Source organism: Coprococcus intestinalis (assembly GCF_023656595.1).
GTDB lineage: Bacteria > Bacillota > Clostridia > Lachnospirales > Lachnospiraceae > Coprococcus_A > Coprococcus_A intestinihominis.
This window is the reverse complement of record NZ_JAMOKJ010000003.1, coordinates 175679-195202: the sequence shown is the minus strand read 5'-3', so window position 1 is coordinate 195202 and position 19524 is coordinate 175679. Positions and strand designations below refer to the sequence as shown.

The following is a 19524-nucleotide window of genomic DNA, read 5'->3' as shown; positions in this document are numbered from 1 at the left end:
CACACTAAAGGGAGAGAACATGTTTACTATCAGAGAATATGCCATGCCTGAGACACTGGACGAGGCCTATACAATACTGAAATCCAGAAAAGGCAATCAGATCCTTGGCGGATGTGCATGGTTACGATTAGGGAAAAAAAGAATTAATATCGCAGTTGATCTGACAAAATGTGGTCTTGATTACATTAGAGAAGATGACGAACAGATAGAGATCGGGGCCATGACTTCTTATCGTAGTGTGGAAACCTGTGATATTCTGAAGAAATATTTTAACGGTGTGATCGCCGACTCAGTTTCTTCTATTATCGGTACACAGTTTAGAAATACGGTGACAGTGGGCGGTTCTGTCTACGGCCGTTTTGGTTTTTCGGATTTTCTGACACCGCTTTTGGCGTTGGATACATCTGTCGTACTCTACAAGAGAGGAAGCATTTCGCTGGAGACATTTATGACGATGCCTTATGAAAAGGAGATCATTGAGAAGATCGTGATCAAGAAAGACGGACGGAAGTCCTCTTATCAGATGTTTCGCAATTCCAGAGGGGATTTTCCTATTCTGAATCTTGCAGCCAGCAGGACAGAAGCAGGACAGTGGATTGTGACTGTGGGAGCCAGAGGACCGAAAGCCATCAGGGCGGAGAAGACAGCGGCTTTTCTGAGTGACAAATTGTCACAGAATGCATTGAAAGCGGAAGATGTTGAAGCTGTTATTCAAGAAGCAGGAGAAATCCTCGTCAGTGAAGTGACGTTTACAAGTAATATGCGGGCAAGCGCAGAGTACAGACGTATTCTTGGCAAAGTGCTCTTAGGTAAGGCAGTCAGGGAGGTGATGGCATGCTAGTTCATATTTTTATCAATGGAGAAAAGAGAAAAGTGCATTGCCAGCCTGATGCCATGCTTTTGGAAGTACTCAGAGATGCTGGCTGCAAGAGTGTCAAATGCGGCTGTGATACGACCAACTGCGGTCTTTGTACCGTATGGCTGGACGGCAAACCGGTGCTGTCCTGTTCTGTTCCGGCAGCCAGAGTGAATGAACGACATGTGACGACACTGGAAGGTATTCAGGATGAAGCGGAAGCTTTCGGTAAGTATCTGGTGGGCGAAGGCGCAGAACAGTGCGGTTTCTGCAGTCCGGGACTCATTATGAATGTTGTTGCCATGAAGAAAGAACTGGATCATCCGACAGATGATGAGATTCGTCACTATTTGGAGGGCAATCTCTGCAGATGTACCGGATATATGGGACAGATGCGTGCCATCAGACAGTATGTGGATGAGGAGGTAGAAGCATGAGATATGTCAGCCAGCCTGTAAAGAAACTGGATGGTATGCCGATCATCAAAGGCAAGCCTCTTTATACCAATGACCTGGCTCCGAATGAGTGTCTGATAGTTCTGGCCCTCAGGAGCCCTTATGCTTACGCAAGGATCAAATCCATCGATACAAGCAAAGCAATGCTGGTTAAGGGTGTTGAATGTGTTCTGACGTACAAGGATGTCCCACATGTGAGATTTACCAATGCCGGACAGACTTATCCGGAATGCTCGGCTTATGACCGCCTGATCCTAGATGAATATGTCCGTTATGTGGGTGACGAAGTGGCATTAGTGGCTGCCAACAATGAGAAAGCAGCCCAACAGGCACTGAAGATGATCAAGGTTGAATATGAAGTCCTTGAGCCGGTCCTGGATTATAAAAAAGCTGTGGATAATCCAACGATTGTGCATAATTATGATGATTATTTCATGCATATTCCAAGCTTCAATGCGGACAATAAGCGTAATATTGTTGTTGATGGCGTGGAAGAGCACGGGGATGTGGAGAAGGAATTTGCTGAGAGCGAAGTCATCGCGGAGGGCGAATATGAAGTTCAGGCTCAGGAACAGTGTATGATGGAGTCTTTCAGAACTTATACTTATCTGGATCATATGAATCGTCTTGTTGTGGTATCTTCAACGCAGGTGCCTTTCCATGTCAGAAGATCCCTTGCCAGAGCACTTCAGATTCCACAGTCCAGAATCCGTGTTGTGAAGCCTCGAATCGGCGGTGGTTTTGGAGCCAAACAGACCATTGTTTCCGAATATTACCCGGCGATTGTGACTTTGAAGACCGGCAAGGCAGCGAAGATGATCTATTCCAGAAAAGAGACATTTTCCTGTTCCAACAGCCGTCATCAGATGTGCATCAAAGTCCGTGTCGGCGCAGATAAAGAGGGCAATATCCATGTGATTGAGTTGGATACATTGTCTAACCAGGGTGCTTACGGCGAACATGGTACAACGACCATTGGTCTGTCCGGTCATAAAGCAATCCCTCTGTACAATCAGGCGAGAGCCCATCGATTCAAATACCGCGGTGTTTACACGAACATGATGCCTGCGGCTGCATTCAGGGGCTATGGTGCGACACAGGGGCAGTTTGCACTGGAATCCACTGTGAATAAACTGGCACATATGCTGAATATGGATCCATTGCTGCTTCGAGAGAAGAATATGCTGCGTATGGGCGAAATCATGCCGGCTTATTACAATGAACCCCTTAACAGCAGTGCATTGGATCGTTGTATCCAGCGTGGTCGGGACATGATCGGATGGGACGAGAAATATCCATGCAAAGAGATTAGTCCGACAAAAGTCAGAGCTGTCGGTATGTCTATTTCCATGCAGGGTTCGGGTATTTCAAATGTAGATACAGCCGGTGCTGAGATCAAGCTCAATGATGATGGCTTCTATACACTGAAGATTGGTGCAACGGATATGGGAACCGGATGTGATACATCTATGACCCAGATTGCGGCTGAAACGCTGCTGGCTGACATTGATCAGTTTATTGTTGCAGGTGTAGATACAGATATTTCACCTTTTGACCCAGGATCTTATGCCTCCAGCACAACCTATGTGACAGGTATGGCTGTTTATAATGCAGCCTGTGACCTGAAGAACAAGATTATCACTGCCGGAGCGAAGATGATGTATCCGGAACGTTTTCTTGATGAGACAGACAAGGTGAATCCGAAAAAATTTTACTTTGACGGCAGCAGAGTGATGGAAGTGTCAACGGGCAAGACAATAGCCCTTCATGATATAGCCGTGCATTGTGCCGGCACAAGCGATGGTAATTATTTAAACGGCACAGGTTTTTATTCAAGTCCAGTGTCACCGCCGCCTTTGATGGCTGGTTTTGTTGAGATTGAACTGGACAAAGAAACAGGTAAGTTTGACATTGTAGATTATGTGGGTGTTGTTGACTGCGGTACGATCATCAACAGCAATATTGTCCGCGGACAGACAGAGGGCGGTATCTGTCAGGGTATCGGTCTGGCCATGTATGAGGACGTTCAGTATGATGCCAAAGGTCGTATGATGACAGATTCCTTTATGCAGTATAAGATCCCGAATCGTGTGGATGTGAAGAAGATCCGTGTTGAATTTGAATCCAGTTATGAACCAACAGGACCTTACGGAGCAAAGTCCATCGGTGAAATTGTTATCAATACACCGGGACCGGCCATTGCAGAAGCTGTTTATAATGCCTGCGGTGTACGTGTCACATCATTGCCGATCACACCTGAAAAGGTCAAGATGGGTATGATGAAGAACGAACTGGAGAAACGGAAATAATGAAAGAGTATCGGATTCATGTTGAAGAATTGCTGGATCCGCTGTATAGGCATGGCTGCAGGGTGTTTTCAGTCGTCGGTTCCGGCGGCAAAACAACATTGATCCGTCAGGCGGCCATGCATTATGCCAGATTATATCAAGTGGGAGTTGCTGCTTCAACAAAAATGTGTCTTCCGGATGGGCAGTGGGAATATCAAGGCTGTTCTCCGGCTGTTGTGTCGTCTGACGGGCAGGGAGATGCGAAGAGGCAGGCGGCTCCTATTTGTTTTTATACGGAACGTATTCTTCCGTCAGGCAAAATCTGGGATCTGGGCGAGCAGATGTTAGGGCAGGCACTGGAAGAAAGTGATCTGCTTTTGATAGAAGCAGACGGATCCAACCGAAAGCCCTTAAAGGGCTGGAGAGAAGATGAACCGGTCATTATTCCGGCAACAGAAGCCACCATTGGTATTTTGCCGATGCATTGTCTGGGAGAGATCCTTGATGTGACAAAGGTGCATCGCATGGAGAAATTTACTGCAATAACAGGGTTAGAACCCGGTGATGTGATGACAGAGAAAGCCTACTTGCAGCTGATTATAGCGGAAAATGGCCTTTTTGGGCATAGTCTTGGCAGCAGATGGCTGGTACTTAATCGAGTAAATGATCCGCAGCTTTATCAGTCTGCAAAGAAGATTGCCGAAGCTGCTGTGACATCAGGTGTCATAGACGGATGGATTGCGGGGTGTCTGGAGAATGAATAATCCGACAGCGGGGATAACGGCTGTAATATTGGCATCCGGTTTTTCAAAAAGAATGGGGTGCAATAAGTTATTGCTGCCTGTGGAAGGCAAAGCGATGATCGCACATGTTTTTGATGCGGTCAGACAGGTGGGATTTGAGCAGACTGTTGTTGTGACGGGATTTGACAGCATTGCACAGCTGGCAGTTGGAAATGGCTTTCAGGCGGTGGATAATGACAGCCCTGAGATAGGACAAAGCCATTCGGTTGTGTTGGGGGTACAGAAAACGTCACAATCGGCAGGATGGATGTTTTTTAATGGCGATATGCCCTGGCTGAAATCGGATACCATTGGAAAATTGCTGGAATATGCGGATGCAGCACATATTGTGGTGCCAAGGTATGGCAGCCGTCCGGGGCAGCCGGTTTATTTCCCGGCTGCTTTTAAAGCAGAATTACTGGCTTTGACAGGAGACCATGGCGGACGGACCATCATACGCAATCATCCGGATCGAGTCTGTTATGTGCCCATTGACAATATCAGACAGGGCGTGGATGTTGATACGCCTGAGGGTTATGAGAAGGTAAAAGGGGGAGATTGGGTTGAATAAGACGATTATTATCAGAGGCGGCGGAGACCTGGCAACAGGAACCATCAGCTGTCTGCATCAGTGCGGGTATCAGGTACTGGTTCTTGAAATCGCAAAACCGACGGCTATTCGGAGAAGTGTTGCTTTTTCTGAGGCTATGTATGATGGGGAGACAGAGGTTGAGGGGATCAAAGCCAGAAAAATTACGCAGTTTTCAGAGGCAGAGGCCTGTTGGCAGGATGGGATTATCCCGATTATCTGTGATGAAAAAGCAGAAGCAGTCAAAGCAGTACCACATTTTGCTTTTGTGGATGCGGCTATTGCTAAGAGAAATCTCGGAACCACCATCGATATGGCGGATTATGTCATTGGACTGGGGCCGGGATTTACTGCCGGCGTGGATGTTGATGTGGTCATTGAGACAAAGAGAGGACATCGTCTCGGACGTATTATCCGGGAGGGTCAGGCCATTGCCAATACAGGTATCCCGGGTATTATCGGCGGTTATGGCAAAGAGCGTGTCATTCATTCCGAGAATGCAGGTGTTTTCCATGGTATTGCCCATATCGGAGATCTGGTGAAAAAGGGCGATCTCATCGCGAAGGTTGATGATGCACCGGTGTATGCGACACTGGATGGTGTACTCAGAGGTATTCTAAGAGATGGCTTACCGGTACCGGAGCATTTTAAGATTGCGGATATTGATCCACGTTTATCAGAAAGAGAGAATTGCTTTACTATTTCAGATAAAGCAAGCGCCATTGCAGGCGGTGTTCTGCGGGCCATTTGTATCTATGAAAATGGGCTTCGCAGCGGAGAAGGGAGAAAATAATTATGAAATGCATACCTGTTCAAGAGGCAGTGGGGTCTATTTTGTGTCATGATATTACCCAGATTCTGCCTGGAGAATTTAAGGGACGTCGTTTTAAGAAGGGACATATTATTCAGGAAGAGGATATTCCGGTGCTTTTGTCCCTTGGTAAGGATAATATTTATGTCTGGGAAAATCTGCCGGGGATGGTCCATGAAAATGATGCGGCTACTTTTTTGAAAGATATTACCATGGGAGACGGTCTGACTTTTGGAGAAATCAAGGAAGGCAAGATTACTTTTACAGCAGCCCATGACGGCCTTCTGAAGGTGGATGCAGAACGGTTATTCCAGCTTAATATGCTGGGAGAGATTTCATTTGCCAGTCTTCACAATAATCTGCCAGTGAAAAAGGGTGAAGCTGTTGCCGGAACCCGTGTCATTCCGCTGGTCATTGATCAGAAGAAACTGGATGAGGCCAAAAAACTTCTGGATGGCCATAAGATTATTGAAGTGAAGCCAATGAAGTCTTTTAATATCGGTATTGTGACAACGGGCAGTGAAGTTTATTATCATCGTATTAAAGATAAATTCGGCCCAATCCTCAGAGGCAAAATGGAAGGCTATCATTGTACGGTTGCCGGTCAGACTTTTGTGCCGGATAATAAAGAGATGATTGAACAGGCTATCAAAGACTGGTTGGATAAGGGTGCTGATATGGTCTTTTGTACAGGCGGTATGTCTGTGGATCCTGATGATCTGACACCATCGGCCATTCGAGATACGGGATGTGAAATCATTACTTATGGTACGCCGGTGCTTCCGGGAGCTATGTTCCTTTTGTCCTATTATACAGACGGCAGACCGGTACTGGGGCTTCCAGGATGCGTCATGCATTCCAAAGTAACTGTATTTGATCTGATCTTTCCGAGAATCCTGGCGGGAGAGAAGATCACAATGGCAGATATTGCGGCCTTTGGACATGGCGGTCTGTGCAGCAACTGTGCGGAATGTCATTATCCAAACTGCCATTTTGGCAAATAAGGGGCGAAACGTCCAGGACTTTTGAAGAACATAAAAACAGCCATTCAAAGCATGCACGCTCGCGTTGCCCAACATTGGCAGCGGTACATAAGGCGTCAAAATACGACGCCTAAGTACCGGCCATGTTGTAAGCACATGCTTTTGAATGGCTGTTTTTATGTTCTATCAGAAGAATTATTGACGTTTTACAGTTAGATTAGCAGGAAAATGGCATGCTCGGATGATGACAGTTCGCAATAAATAATTTGCGAACGAATCTTGAATTCTAATAAAATGACGCCTGAACAAAGACAATTGCTGTTCTATGTTCAGGCGTTTGTACACTATAAGTAAATATAAAACTTTCAGAGAATGTTATAAGTCGGCTTCTGTGAATTCGATGAGTCCGCGTCCGAGTTTGGATACTCTGGCGAGGGAGCGTACTTCGTAGCCCTTGTCTTCAAGACGCTTACGACCGCGCTGGAAAGCCTTCTCGATGAGGATGGCAATTCCTGCGATGCGGGCACCACCCATTTCAACAAGGCGTGTTGCGCCGGTGGCAGCTTCGCCATTAGCCAGGAAGTCATCGATAACAAGAACAACATCATCCGGCTGAATATAATTCTGAGATAATGTCAGTTCATAGCTGGTTCCCTTTGTGAAGGAAGTGATGTTGGTCTGGAATACATCGCCTGTCAGTATCTTGGATGTCTGCTTCTTCAGGATCACCATTGGTACACCAAGTTCCATGGCTGTGTAAACAGCCGGTGCAATACCGGAACTCTCAATCGTAAATACTTTGGTAACGCCTTTATCCTTGTAATAAGAAGCAAGTGTCTTGCCAATTTCACTCATCAAAACAGGATCAACCTGATGATTGATGAAGCCATCTACTTTAAGAACGGTTTCGCTGAGAGCCTTACCCTCGGATCGTATCTTTTCCTCTAATAGTTTCATTATTTTATACCTCACAACTCTTTTATGACATTATAGCACATAAAATTCGTCAATTAAAGTCAATTTGTCACTAAAAAAAAGATATTTTCTCTCTATTTCATCCACAGATTGATCATAAATTTTTATTTCAGTAAATCTGTTTGTTTGCCAAAGCGACTGGCGGATATGAAAAGAGCCGAAAGAAAAATCAATAGTGCGCAAGGGATAAAGGGAAAAAGCTGTAAGGCGGTACCTGCAGTGCCCTCTGTGGTGAATGCATGCAGAGAAAGAGAAACAAGATAGCCGCTGTAACAGTAGGGGTAAAGAAACCATACCGGGGAGGCACCTGCCAGAAGGCCGGGGATCACAAGCAGAAGATTCAGCCCCACGGAGAATAAGGTTTTTTCGAACAAAACTGTCAGCATCCACATAACAGCCAGGCTTGGGAGCATGGTTAGAAATAATCCGACGCACCATTTCAGAAGGTAGGAAATCGGCAGGGCTTCTGTGATGTCAAAGGTCGATACGGCAATATAGCCTGCAATGACAAAAACGGCCAGGAATACAAAGATTTCCATGAACAAATAGAAAATCAATATGCAGAATTTGGCCAGTGACAGAGCCTGGCGGCTGACAGGAAGTGACATCATTTTGAGCAGCCCGTTGTGATTGGTTTCCTGACTCGCAATCATGACGCAGACAACGATCATGCTGAAAGGCAGCAGGTAGTAGGCGTAGAGCAAAGCGCTCTGAATAAACATGGTAGGCCATGCGTTGGTGTATTCCGGAGTGAAATACGCACTAAGATTTGCAATACCGGAGCTGACTACCAGGATCGGGGCAATAAAAATCAATGGGATTATTTTGGAACGTCTGTATTTCATCAGTTCTATTTTAAGCAATTCAGAAAAACGCATTTTACAACCTCCTATTCATAATGGGTATGGGCGGACATCCATAAGCCTGCCAATAGAAACAGCAGTGTTTCAATGATGGCGATCACCATCACAGATACATCCGGTTCGGCAGACATAGAAACAGCGGGTTTTAATATCACCACGAAAGGGTCTGTAAGAAACAGGCTGATTTTTGATGTTCCAAGGGCCATGCCGCTTAAGAATCCTGCAACACCTATACCAAGCGGTACCCACATATTTTCAAAGCGGGAGGCGATGAAGAGCATGAAGGATAAGGCAGGCATTGCGGTGATTAAGGAATAAAGGGCAAAGATAATCAGGGTGCACAGCTCAAATGTGCCTTCTGGCAAAGATATAATGCCGATTTGAGTCAGCGCCAGATTTTGAAGTGCTGCGGCAACGGAAAGCAGGATGGTCAGAATCAAAAATTTGCACAGGTACATGTCAGGAACATGTATAGGTAGCACATACATTTTTTTTACGGCGTTTCCTTTGAATTCTATGTTGTAGATCATACAGGCGGCAACGATGATGCCAAACAGATTCAGCGTCATGATCATACCGTAAAGCTGTGTCAGCAAAATGGTCATAGGTGCCAGGGGTAGACTTAACAGGGTATCTTTTCGGACAATGAAATTGAGTAAAGCATATGCACCGCCTAAAAGACCCAGGGCGGGCATAAGAAAAATGATACCGGTTCTTTTTTCTTTCTTAAGTTCGATGATCAGTGTTTTCATAGCTTTGCCCTCTGCTTTCTGCTTAGATTGTCCTGCTCGATCATGGACAAGAACATGTCTTCAAGATGATCTGCCGAGAAGCCGCGCTGCAGGGCATAATGTCGAAGTTCGTCCAATTCGCCTTCGAATAACAGCCGTCCGTGGTTGAGAATACCGATATCATCTGCTATTAATTCAATTTCCGACAACATATGGGAGGAAATAAGAACAGTACAGTCATAAAGTGCCGGCAGAGATTTTATCAGATTGCGGATTTCATGAATGCCGGAAGGGTCAAGGCCGTTGGTGGGTTCATCCAGAATCAGAATGGGCGGACGGCCAAGAAGTGCTTCTGCAAGGCCTAATCGCTGCTTCATGCCAAGGGAATATTTTTTTGCAAGGCGGTTTTCAAACTCTGTCAGTCCCACAAGGGCCAATGCGTCATCCACCGCATGTTTCGGTAAATCCAGAATACGGCGGATAATGTCAAGATTTTCTCGGCCGGTCAGATTGGCATAGAAGGAGGGCGCTTCGATCAATGAACCGATTCCTTTTAAAATTTCAAGACGGTCATCGGGAAAATGTTTGCCGTTGATGGTGAAACTGCCCTTTGTGGGGGCGGTCAGCCCAAGCAGCATTTTCATGGTGGTGGATTTACCGGCGCCGTTGGGACCGAGAAAACCATAGATTCTTCCCTTTTGGATGTGCAGGGAGACATCGTTGACAGCTGTAAAGGATTTGTACTTTTTGGTTAAATGGCAGGTTGTGATCATATTGTTCATATCTGTGACTCCTTTCTTTTTTTTAGCATACCGGATCTGCCTTGCATCAGCATTGCCGCAGCCTTACATTTGCCTTACATTTTGGCGGCAAGCAAAAAATCCCGGAATTCTATGATAGAATAAGAAAAAAAGGAGAAGGGAGAATAGGAATATGAGTGATAATTACCTTTTGCATAAACGAATTCTGGTGGTTGATGATGAGCAGGCACTTTTGGATATGATTTGTTCTATTCTGCAAGCGTATGGATTTCAAAATACAACAACTGCGAAAAGTGTCAGGGAAGCATTGATGGAGGCAAAAAAGTGTCCGCCGGAACTGGCGATATTGGATGTGATGCTTCCTGATGGGAATGGGTTTGATCTGATGACACAGTTAAAGAAAAAAGGAGATTATCCGGTTTTATTTTTGACAGCCAGGGGAGAAGATGAGGACAAGTTTCGAGGTTTCGGTCTGGGAGCCGATGATTATATGGTCAAACCGTTTTTGCCAAAAGAATTGCTATTTCGTATCATGGCCATTTTGAGAAGATGTTATAAAGATGAAAATCCTCTGGTGCAGTTGCAAAACAGTCAGATTGATTTTGCCCGGGCGGAAGTGATTAAAAGTGGTATGCATATTCCTTTGACTGCAAAGGAACATAGGCTGCTGTGGGCATTGTACCGCAATGCAGGCTGCATTGTTACAATTGATGCTTTGTGTGAGGCTGTATGGGGTGATAATCCTTTTGGCTATGAAAATTCTTTAATGGCACATATACGCCGTATCAGAGAAAAAATAGAACAAAATCCGTCACAGCCTGTTTCGCTGGTGACCATTAAAGGATTGGGCTATAAACTCAATGTGGAGGGCAGATAACATGAAAAGTGCTGCGAAACTGATACGGCGTTTTGTGAGCATTCTGCTTTTGAGTGCAGTACTGCTTGTTATCATTAATGTGGCTGTCTATGCGGTATTGGTGTCAGAAAAAGCGCCCACGGAAACAACCTCTCCGTATGATATCGCAGAAAAAGCCGGGGAGGCATTGCGGGTCTTGCCGGATGGCACATACTGTCTTTCGGAAGAGGTATCTTCTGAATTAGAAGAAAAAAATATATGGGCGATTTTTATCGGCAATGATACCTTGCAGACCGAATGGAAAAGTCATAATGTACCCGAGATGATTCCGAATCATTACAGTTTATCTGACATTGCAGCTTTAAGTGTTGGCTATCTCAAGGGGTATCCCACCTATGTGGGGAACAATGAAAACGGGATTGTGGTATTGGGATTCTCAAAGGACAGCTTTTGGAAGCACATGAGAGCCAGTTGGGATTACAGTCTGATTCGTGATTTGCCGTATATATTTTTGAAAATACTTCTGATTAATCTGGTACTGATACTTGCCATTTATATGTTGGTGAATGGTAAGCTTTTGAAGTCGGTCCAACCTATGATCAAAGGTATTCAGAATTTATCAGCTGGTGAGCCTGTGCATATTCCGGAGACAGGGGTGCTTTCAGAAATCTGCACGAATATTAATCGTGCTTCGGATATTTTGCAGAAGCAGCAGGAGCAGCTGAGAAAAAAAGAAAGGGCAAGGGCCAACTGGATCGCCGGTGTTTCCCATGACATCCGGACGCCGTTGTCTGTGGTGATGGGGTATGCCGGACAGCTGGAAAATTCACATCATCTTTCAGAGGATGAACGTAAAAAAGCTGCTGCGATTGTGAAGCAGAGCGCACGGATAAAAAATCTCATCAATGATCTGAATCTTGCCTCAAAACTGGAATATCATATGCAGCCGTTAATGAAAAAGCGGGAGAACGCCGTTGCCATCGTCCGTCAGGTGGTGGTGGATTTTATGAATATGGCCGTGGATGACAGATTTCTTATTGAATGGAAAACGGATGCTGCATTGCAGGTATGTGAAATAGAGGCGGACAGGGAATTGCTGAAACGTGCCGTTGTCAATTTGCTGCAAAACAGCATGGTCCATAATGAGAACGGGTGTCAAATCGATGTGTCTGTTGAGGCAAAAGACGGCAGCTGCATGATTTGCGTGGATGATAACGGAGAGGGTGTTTCTGATGAACAGATTGAAAAGCTTAACCATGTGCCTCATTACATGGTCTGTGACACGAATGTGGATGGACAACAGCACGGATTGGGACTTTTGATCGTTAGGCAGATCATAGAGGGACATGGCGGAGCAATGACAATCTCCCGCGGAACCTACGGAGGCTTTCATGTGACACTGATAATTCCATGTGAAAAAATCACACATTTATCATAAATCTCTGGTATACTATAAATACAATATGAAAATGGAGAAGAATACCCAAGCGGAATGTGAGGTAGAGTATATATGGAAAGTTTGAAGATTTTAGTGGTAGATGATGAGAGCAGAATGAGGAAGCTTGTGAAGGACTTTTTGACGAAGAAAGGATTTACTGTTATTGAGGCCGGAGACGGCGAGGAAGCGGTGGACAAGTTCTTTGAAGTGAAGGATATTGCACTGATCATTCTGGATGTGATGATGCCAAAGATGGATGGCTGGCAGGTATGCCGTGAGATCAGACAGTACTCCAAGGTTCCGATTATTATGCTGACAGCCAAAAGTGATGAGAAGGATGAGCTGCAGGGCTTTGATCTCGGCGTGGATGAGTATATTACGAAACCCTTCAGTCCGAAGATCCTTGTGGCGAGAGTCGAGGCCATCCTTCGGAGAAGCAATGTGCTGGCGGCAGATGATACCATGGAAGCCGGCGGTATTGAACTAAATAAGGCTGCCCATGAAGTACTGATTGATGGCAAGTCTGTAGAACTCAGCTATAAGGAATTTGAATTGTTGGCTTATTTCATGTCCAATCAGGGGGTGGCCTTGTCCAGAGAACGTATTCTGAACAATGTATGGAATTATGATTATTTTGGTGATGCCAGAACCATTGATACCCATGTGAAGAAGCTCAGAAGCAAGCTGGGAGCTAAGGGCGAGTATATTAAGACAATCTGGGGTATGGGCTATAAATTCGAAGTCGATCAGTAAGAGGCGGTAGTATGTTTCGAAAAAAATCATTAAAGGTCAAATTATCGTTGATCCTCATTGGAATAGTATTGCTGATATCTGTTTCGTCTGTGCTGCTCAGTAATATTTTTCTGAAGAGGTTTTATCTGGCCAAGAAGAATCAGACGCTGATTTCTACATTTGAGAAGATTGACGATATGTATGCGGCGGAGCTGCAGGGGAAGACGACAGAATCCGGGGAAAGCAGCAGTACAGATGAGAGTTTGGAAAGCTATGCTATACCAGACAGCGGTATTTCCGATGAACTTTATCTGCAGTTGGACAAACTGAGCCAGACAAGAAATCTGTCGGTTATTATTTACAGGGATATGAGCAGCCCGATTTTTGATTATATGCTCAAGAGCAATACGAAACTGCTTTTATATTCATCTCTGGGTATGAATCAGAACAGCAAGGTTGAGAGCAGTAATATTTACAGCGATTATATCAATGCGGACAAGTCCGGTGATGCAGCCTCGGTTAAGACGGATAGCTATGAGATTGAGAAAGTCAATGTCAAGCGTCTGGGTGCATCGTATATCTATCTTGCCGGTACATTTAAGAATGGAGATCATATTTTGATCCGTGCCTCTTTCTCAAGCATTACAGAAAGTGCAGCACTGTCGAACCAGTTTTTTCTATATATTTCCCTGGTTGCCGCGCTTATCGGGTTTGTGGTGATGTATTTTGTCAGCAATCGCTTTCTGGGCCCGATCACTGTGCTGACGAATATTGCAAAGCGAATGTCTGAACTGGATTTCACGGCCAAATACGAAGTGAAGACAGAGGATGAAGTCGGTGTTCTCGGAAATAGCATGAATATGTTGTCTGAGACGCTGGAACAGGCGTTGGCAGAATTGAAAGAGGCCAATACGGAGCTGAAGAAGGATCTTGAGAAGAAGGAACAGATCGATGCTATGCGTAAAGAGTTCCTGTCCAATGTATCCCATGAGCTGAAGACGCCGATCGCTTTGATCCAGGGATATGCAGAGGGCCTGATGGACAACATCAATGACGATGAGGAGAGTAAAGAGTTTTACTGTGAAGTCATTGTGGATGAAGCCCGCAAGATGAATCAGATGGTGAAAAAGATCATGGATCTGAATCAGCTGGAGTTTGGCTACAATACAGTGACTATGGAACATTTTGATATCATTGCCATGATCCGTGCAGTGATCGCCAAGTCAGATATTTTATTGAAGCAAAAAGAGATCAATCTTGCCTTTGATGAGGATGCGCCAATCTACGTATGGAGTGATGCGTATATGTCAGAAGAGGCATTTACGAATTATCTGACCAATGCCATCAACCATGCAGATGGGGAGAAACGCATTGATATTCAGCTTGAGAAGAAGGAAAAGACGGTTAAGATTACGGTTCACAATACCGGTGAGCAGATACCGGAGGAAGATCTGTCAAAACTCTGGGATAAATTCTACAAGGTGGATAAAGCGAGAACAAGGGAGTACGGCGGCAGCGGTGTCGGCCTTTCCATTGTCAAGGCATCCATGGAGCAGCTGGGACAGCCATACGGCGTTTACAACTGTGAGGACGGCGTTTCCTTCTGGTTTGAACTGGATTGCCAGGATGCGGCGGAGATGATCCAGGAACAGGCATAAGGGAGTTTTGGCGGAATGATGGATGTCAGAATCTTTATAAAGATCATAGAATTCTGATAATGATAAAGAGGCTTTTGCATCAATTGATCCAGAAGCCTCTTTGCTGTTTGTATGTAGAAATCGATTCGCAATAACGTGTTGGGTTATGCTGCCATTATTCATACAATTTGATATGACCTGAAAAGTTGCCGTTAATAGTATAGTAGCAGGCGTCATCTTCAGGTTTTGCATAAATATTTAAATCCTTGATGTCTTTGATCTTGTTGCCTTCTGCAACCCAGATCTCTTTGATCTTGACGATCAAAGCCTTTTCTTCAACCTGTCTGCCATAAGATTCTACGTAAAATGCCGTTTTCATATAAATAGCCTCCTTACTTTACCTTATGAATAAAAACATACATATTTATCATATTACAAAACGTCTTAAAAAGCAAATGTAAATGTAACATAAATTTCCTGTGGATTTGAAGAAATACAGACAAATATAACTAAATTGCAGATAATTTGATAAAATATCTGGCACAGATGGTGATGATGTGGTAAAATCGAAGAAACATTAACTGTTGCGTGCTAACGTAAGAAAGTATAGCAGCCTGAAAAAGGATTTTGTTTGCTATACCTTTGGAAGCGAGTTTTGAAATAAATGGAGGATAACCTATGATAGCGATCATCGACTATGATGCGGGCAATATGAAGAGTGTGGAGAAGGCTTTTCAGTATTTAAATGAAGATGCAGTCATTACAAGAGACAGGAAAGCGATTTTGGGGGCTGACCGGGTGGTACTTCCGGGCGTAGGTGCCTTCGGTGATGCTATGGAGCGGCTTCACAGCTATGACCTTGTGGAGACCATTCAGGATGCTGTGAAGTCAGGAAAGCCGTTTCTCGGTATCTGTCTCGGATTGCAGCTGTTGTTTGACAGCAGTGAAGAGACGCCGGGGGTAAAGGGCCTGGGTCTGCTTCCGGGGGAAATCCTTCGTATACCGGCGGCAGAAGGGCTGAAGATTCCGCATATGGGCTGGAATTCTATTGATATTAAGGAAGACAGCAGGCTTTTTGAAGGAATAGACCGTCAGTCGTATATGTATTTTGTACATTCTTATTATCTGAAAGCAAGGAATCCTGAAGATGTGGCGGCAACAACCTGGTACAGTACGGATATCCATGCTGCTGTGGAACATGATAATATTTTTGCCTGTCAGTTCCATCCGGAGAAGAGCAGTGAACTGGGTCTTAGAATTTTGAAGAATTTTGCTGATTTACGGCTGTAGGACGGAGGAAAGATATGTTTACAAAGAGAATTATTCCATGTCTGGATGTCAATAACGGACGTGTTGTCAAAGGTGTGAATTTTGTGAATCTGAAGGATGCCGGTGATCCGGTGGAGATTGCGGCAGCTTATGATCAGGCCGGTGCGGATGAAGTTGTCTTTCTGGATATCACAGCTTCCAGTGATGGAAGAAATACAGTGGTGGATCTTGTGCGCAGAGTGGCAGAAAAGGTGTTTATTCCTTTTACTGTCGGCGGCGGTATCCGTACAGTAGATGATTTTCGCGAAGTTTTGCGGGAAGGTGCAGATAAGGTTTCTGTTAATTCAGCGGCCATTGACCGTCCGGAACTGATCCATGAGGCGGCGGAGAAGTTCGGCAGCCAGTGTGTGGTAGTGGCCATTGATGCCAAGAAAAGAGCCAACGGCGAAGGCTGGACAATTTATAAACATGGCGGTAGAATAGATACAGGTATTGATGCTGTTGAATGGGCGAAGAGAGTCTGTGATCTCGGTGCAGGTGAAATCCTTCTCACCAGTATGGACTGCGATGGCACAAAGGCCGGATATGATATTGAACTGACAAGGACTGTAGCAGAAGCGGTTTCAGTTCCTGTCATTGCTTCCGGTGGTGCAGGTACAATGGCGCATTTTTATGATGCGTTGACGGAGGGAAAGGCAGATGCTGCACTGGCGGCTTCACTGTTTCATTACAAAGAGCTTGAAATCCGGGATTTGAAAGAATATCTTGCCTCCCGTTCAGTCAGTGTCCGATTATAAACAGTTACTATTATTTTATGAATGGGGGAACTTTGCATGGGAGCAATCGCCAATGACTGGCTGGAACCGTTGAAACCGGAATTTGCCAAGCCTTATTATGCGCAATTATATAAGAAAGTGAAAGAGGAATATACGACACATCAGATTTTCCCGCCCTCGGATATGATTTTTCATGCTTTTGAGGTGACACCTTTAGAGGATGTCAAGGTGGTTATTCTGGGGCAGGATCCTTATCACGGGGATGGACAGGCGCATGGACTGTGTTTTTCTGTTCAGCCTCAGGTGGCGATCCCGCCGTCACTGGAAAACATCTACAAGGAACTGCAGGATGATCTCGGATGCTATATTCCAAATAACGGCTATCTTGAGAAATGGGCGAAACAGGGTGTGCTGCTCTTGAATACAGTTTTGACCGTTCGTGCTCATCAGGCAAATTCCCATAGAGGAATCGGCTGGGAACAGTTCACAGATGCAGCTATTAAGATATTGAATCAGCAGGACAGACCGATCGTGTTTATTCTCTGGGGGCGTCCGGCACAGCAGAAGAAAGCCATGCTGAACAATCCGCATCATCTGATACTGGAAGCACCGCATCCAAGCCCTCTTTCGGCTTACAGAGGATTTTTCGGCAGCAAACCATTCAGTCAGACAAACAGGTTTCTGGAGGAGCATGGTGTAGCACCTATTGATTGGCAAATTGAAAATATATAACTGTTCAGAGCCAAGCACAATTTCATATAACTGACAAAATGCGAAGCATTTTGGAAGTTGGCTTTGAACAGTTGTTTTATAGAAAAACAGCAGTTGTTTTTTGACAATTCACGTTATACAATTCATTCGCTAAATGTTTATTGGATGAATTGTATAATGTTGTAAATGTGAATTGATTCAAGAGACAGGCTGTTTTTCTTTTATATAAAAATAGTTGTCGAATTATGAAACTGTATAATGAAACTGTATAATAGTACGTGTAAGAAGTCGTCGATTTTAGTATGGCAATGAGCTATAAAAGAACAACAGCGCTTTCCTGTGGTGCAAGTATAATATCCTGACCAATTTCTGTGTGGTTCATGTTAGATAAAAGGAGCTTCTTTGGTTCGGCTGACAGATGAAGCGCTTCTTTCTTTTCACCGAAGTTTCCAAGAACAAGAATACGTTTGTCGTCTTTTTCGCGGCAGTAAGCCATCAGCATCTCTTTTTCCAGAAATACAGGAATAGTTTTTCCGTAGGTAAAAATATCTTTGTATGTATCGGATTTACGCAGTGCAATCAGTTTTTTATAGTAGTTTAAAACAGAGTCGGTGTCTTTCTCCTGGGTTGCCACATTGACATCCGGGTAGTTGTCATTTAAGCGGAGCCATGGTATTCCTGTTGTAAACCCTGCATTGGAAGAAGTGTTCCACTGCATTGGGGTTCTGGCGTTATCACGGCTGAGTCTGCCGATTTTATCTAAGGCATCTTTTTCTGATAAACCGGCTTTCAGAGCCAGATGATATTGATCAACGGTATTGAGATCGTCAAATTCATCAACACTTTGCCAATTTGTGTTGGTCATGCCGATTTCCTGCCCCTGGAAAATAAACGGCAGACCGCGAAGCAGCAGACTCATAGTGCCGAGCATTTTGGTGCCGCAGGAATTACGGGCATAAACCGGAAGATATCGAGAAACACCCCGGGGCTCGTCATGATTCTCGATAATATTGGATTCGAAACCACAGCCATAAGCTTGATCCTGGGCATGAAAAATAGCTTTTTTCCATGCAGGGAAAGCAACGTCAGGGGCATCATACCAACCGTGTTCACCGGCGGAGAGAAGTTCCGTACTGAAGTCGAAAATAGTTGAAAAATAACCATTTTCTCCGATAAAATCAGACAGATCATCATCGGTAATATTAAAAACTTCACCCACAGTAAAAGCACCATGCTTATCAAAGGTTTCACGTTTTAATTCGCCGAGCATTTCAGAGACCCCGTCTTTTGTACCAAGGGTTTTGGTACAGAAAGCAAGACCGTCCAGGCCGTCCGGCTCAAGCATTGGAAAATCAAGATTCTTTTTGATATTGATAATAGCATCAATTCGAAAGCCGGCCAGTCCTTTGTCCAGCCACCAGTTGACCATTTTGTAAATCTCCTGTCGAACCTTTGGATTCTCCCAGTTGAGGTCAGGCTGTTCTTTGGCAAACATATGAAGGTAATATTTGTTAGTGCCCGGAATCGGTTCCCAGATATTGCCACCGAAATAAGAGCGGGCATTGTTGATGGGCTGTCCGTCTTTGCTCTCACGGATATAAAAATAATCGCCGTATTCACCCTCCGGGTCAGTCATGGCTTTTTTAAACCATTCGTGTTCACTGGAACAGTGATTGACAACCAGATCCATCAGCACATACATATTTCTTTTCTTCGTTTCTGCGATCAGTTCATCAAATTCCTCCATAGTACCGAACTGCTCACCAATGGCATAATAATCAGAAATATCATATCCTTGATCAACAAGGGGAGAGCGGTAGATAGGGGAAAGCCACAGAATATCTATACCAAGTTCTTTCAGATAATCCAGTTTCGAAATAATGCCACGCAGATCGCCAATGCCATCACCGTTGCTGTCCATAAAGCTCTTTGGGTAAATCTGATAAGCCACCTTGTCGTGCCACCATTGCTTCTTCATATCAAAACCTCCTAAAGGAAAATAAAATCAAAA

General features: G+C 44.6%; 20 protein-coding genes. 14 read left to right on the top strand and 6 right to left on the bottom strand.

Going from position 1 to position 19524, the window contains the following annotated elements; all coding sequences use genetic code 11:
* The first annotated feature begins 19 nt into the window (after positions 1–19).
* The 7 genes from NBH03_RS03775 to NBH03_RS03745 are packed head-to-tail and all read left to right on the top strand — an operon-like array spanning position 20 to position 6785.
* Positions 20–841 carry an FAD binding domain-containing protein gene (locus tag NBH03_RS03775; RefSeq protein ID WP_015514011.1) on the top strand — a complete coding sequence of 274 codons (822 nt, stop codon included), beginning with the start codon at positions 20–22 and terminating at the stop codon, positions 839–841.
* Positions 835–1293 carry a (2Fe-2S)-binding protein gene (locus tag NBH03_RS03770; protein ID WP_015514012.1) on the top strand — a complete coding sequence of 153 codons (459 nt, stop codon included), beginning with the start codon at positions 835–837 and terminating at the stop codon, positions 1291–1293. The genes NBH03_RS03775 and NBH03_RS03770 overlap by 7 nt, the downstream gene beginning before the upstream one ends.
* Positions 1290–3620, top strand: a complete 2331-nt coding sequence (locus NBH03_RS03765; RefSeq protein WP_015514013.1) for a xanthine dehydrogenase family protein molybdopterin-binding subunit — start codon at positions 1290–1292, stop codon at positions 3618–3620. The genes NBH03_RS03770 and NBH03_RS03765 overlap by 4 nt, the downstream gene beginning before the upstream one ends.
* Positions 3620–4363, top strand: coding sequence for a selenium cofactor biosynthesis protein YqeC (gene yqeC, locus NBH03_RS03760; RefSeq protein WP_250797265.1), 744 nt, complete (start codon positions 3620–3622; stop codon positions 4361–4363). Before NBH03_RS03765 ends, yqeC begins: the two co-directional genes overlap by 1 nt.
* A complete protein-coding gene (locus tag NBH03_RS03755) occupies positions 4356–4952 on the top strand; it encodes a nucleotidyltransferase family protein (RefSeq protein WP_178438213.1) in 597 nt (198 codons plus the stop codon). Before yqeC ends, NBH03_RS03755 begins: the two co-directional genes overlap by 8 nt.
* Positions 4945–5763, top strand: a complete 819-nt coding sequence (yqeB, locus tag NBH03_RS03750) for a selenium-dependent molybdenum cofactor biosynthesis protein YqeB (RefSeq protein ID WP_284703418.1) — start codon at positions 4945–4947, stop codon at positions 5761–5763. The genes NBH03_RS03755 and yqeB overlap by 8 nt, the downstream gene beginning before the upstream one ends.
* 2 nt (positions 5764–5765) lie before the next feature.
* Positions 5766–6785 (top strand): molybdopterin-binding protein, encoded by a 1020-nt coding sequence (locus NBH03_RS03745; RefSeq protein WP_250797263.1) that lies wholly within the window; start codon positions 5766–5768, stop codon positions 6783–6785.
* A gap of 354 nt (positions 6786–7139) precedes the next feature.
* On the opposite strand, the gene NBH03_RS03740 is transcribed toward NBH03_RS03745, so the two are convergent.
* The 4 genes from NBH03_RS03740 to NBH03_RS03725 form a co-directional block, all read right to left on the bottom strand.
* Positions 7140–7721 carry a xanthine phosphoribosyltransferase gene (locus NBH03_RS03740; RefSeq protein ID WP_250797258.1) on the bottom strand — a complete coding sequence of 194 codons (582 nt, stop codon included), beginning with the start codon at positions 7719–7721 and terminating at the stop codon, positions 7140–7142.
* A 122-nt stretch (positions 7722–7843) separates the two neighbouring features.
* Positions 7844–8617 (bottom strand): ABC transporter permease, encoded by a 774-nt coding sequence (locus NBH03_RS03735; protein WP_250797253.1) that lies wholly within the window; start codon positions 8615–8617, stop codon positions 7844–7846.
* 11 nt (positions 8618–8628) lie between these two features.
* On the bottom strand, positions 8629–9354 hold the full coding sequence (locus NBH03_RS03730; RefSeq protein ID WP_250797248.1) for an ABC transporter permease: 726 nt from the start codon (positions 9352–9354) through the stop codon (positions 8629–8631).
* Positions 9351–10115, bottom strand: a complete 765-nt coding sequence (locus NBH03_RS03725) for an ABC transporter ATP-binding protein (protein WP_250797247.1) — start codon at positions 10113–10115, stop codon at positions 9351–9353. The genes NBH03_RS03730 and NBH03_RS03725 overlap by 4 nt, the downstream gene beginning before the upstream one ends.
* A gap of 151 nt (positions 10116–10266) precedes the next feature.
* Between NBH03_RS03725 and NBH03_RS03720 the strand changes: the two genes are divergently transcribed.
* The 4 genes from NBH03_RS03720 (at position 10267) to NBH03_RS03705 (ending at position 14778) form a co-directional block, all read left to right on the top strand.
* Positions 10267–10971 carry a response regulator transcription factor gene (locus NBH03_RS03720; protein ID WP_250797245.1) on the top strand — a complete coding sequence of 235 codons (705 nt, stop codon included), beginning with the start codon at positions 10267–10269 and terminating at the stop codon, positions 10969–10971.
* A gap of 1 nt (position 10972) precedes the next feature.
* Positions 10973–12388 carry a sensor histidine kinase gene (locus NBH03_RS03715; protein WP_250797243.1) on the top strand — a complete coding sequence of 472 codons (1416 nt, stop codon included), beginning with the start codon at positions 10973–10975 and terminating at the stop codon, positions 12386–12388.
* Between the two features lie 72 nt (positions 12389–12460).
* Complete coding sequence (locus tag NBH03_RS03710; protein ID WP_215632763.1) at positions 12461–13141, top strand: response regulator transcription factor; 681 nt, start codon at positions 12461–12463, stop codon at positions 13139–13141.
* 11 nt (positions 13142–13152) lie between these two features.
* Positions 13153–14778, top strand: a complete 1626-nt coding sequence (locus NBH03_RS03705; RefSeq protein WP_250797242.1) for a sensor histidine kinase — start codon at positions 13153–13155, stop codon at positions 14776–14778.
* A gap of 154 nt (positions 14779–14932) precedes the next feature.
* On the opposite strand, the gene NBH03_RS03700 is transcribed toward NBH03_RS03705, so the two are convergent.
* On the bottom strand, positions 14933–15136 hold the full coding sequence (locus NBH03_RS03700; protein WP_250797240.1) for a DUF6465 family protein: 204 nt from the start codon (positions 15134–15136) through the stop codon (positions 14933–14935).
* A gap of 299 nt (positions 15137–15435) precedes the next feature.
* On the opposite strand from NBH03_RS03700, the gene hisH reads away from it, so the two are divergent.
* From hisH to NBH03_RS03685, 3 genes are read left to right on the top strand one after another with little or no spacing between them, the layout of a single operon-like run.
* Positions 15436–16047 (top strand): imidazole glycerol phosphate synthase subunit HisH, encoded by a 612-nt coding sequence (gene hisH, locus NBH03_RS03695; protein ID WP_250797234.1) that lies wholly within the window; start codon positions 15436–15438, stop codon positions 16045–16047.
* A 14-nt stretch (positions 16048–16061) separates the two neighbouring features.
* Positions 16062–16823 (top strand): imidazole glycerol phosphate synthase subunit HisF, encoded by a 762-nt coding sequence (hisF, locus tag NBH03_RS03690; RefSeq protein ID WP_250797227.1) that lies wholly within the window; start codon positions 16062–16064, stop codon positions 16821–16823.
* Between the two features lie 36 nt (positions 16824–16859).
* On the top strand, positions 16860–17534 hold the full coding sequence (locus NBH03_RS03685; RefSeq protein ID WP_015514023.1) for a uracil-DNA glycosylase: 675 nt from the start codon (positions 16860–16862) through the stop codon (positions 17532–17534).
* Positions 17535–17826: 292 nt separating this feature from the next.
* Here NBH03_RS03685 and NBH03_RS03680 read toward each other — a convergent pair whose 3' ends face one another.
* Complete coding sequence (locus NBH03_RS03680) at positions 17827–19491, bottom strand: alpha-glucosidase (protein ID WP_250797224.1); 1665 nt, start codon at positions 19489–19491, stop codon at positions 17827–17829.
* Positions 19492–19524 lie beyond the last annotated feature (33 nt).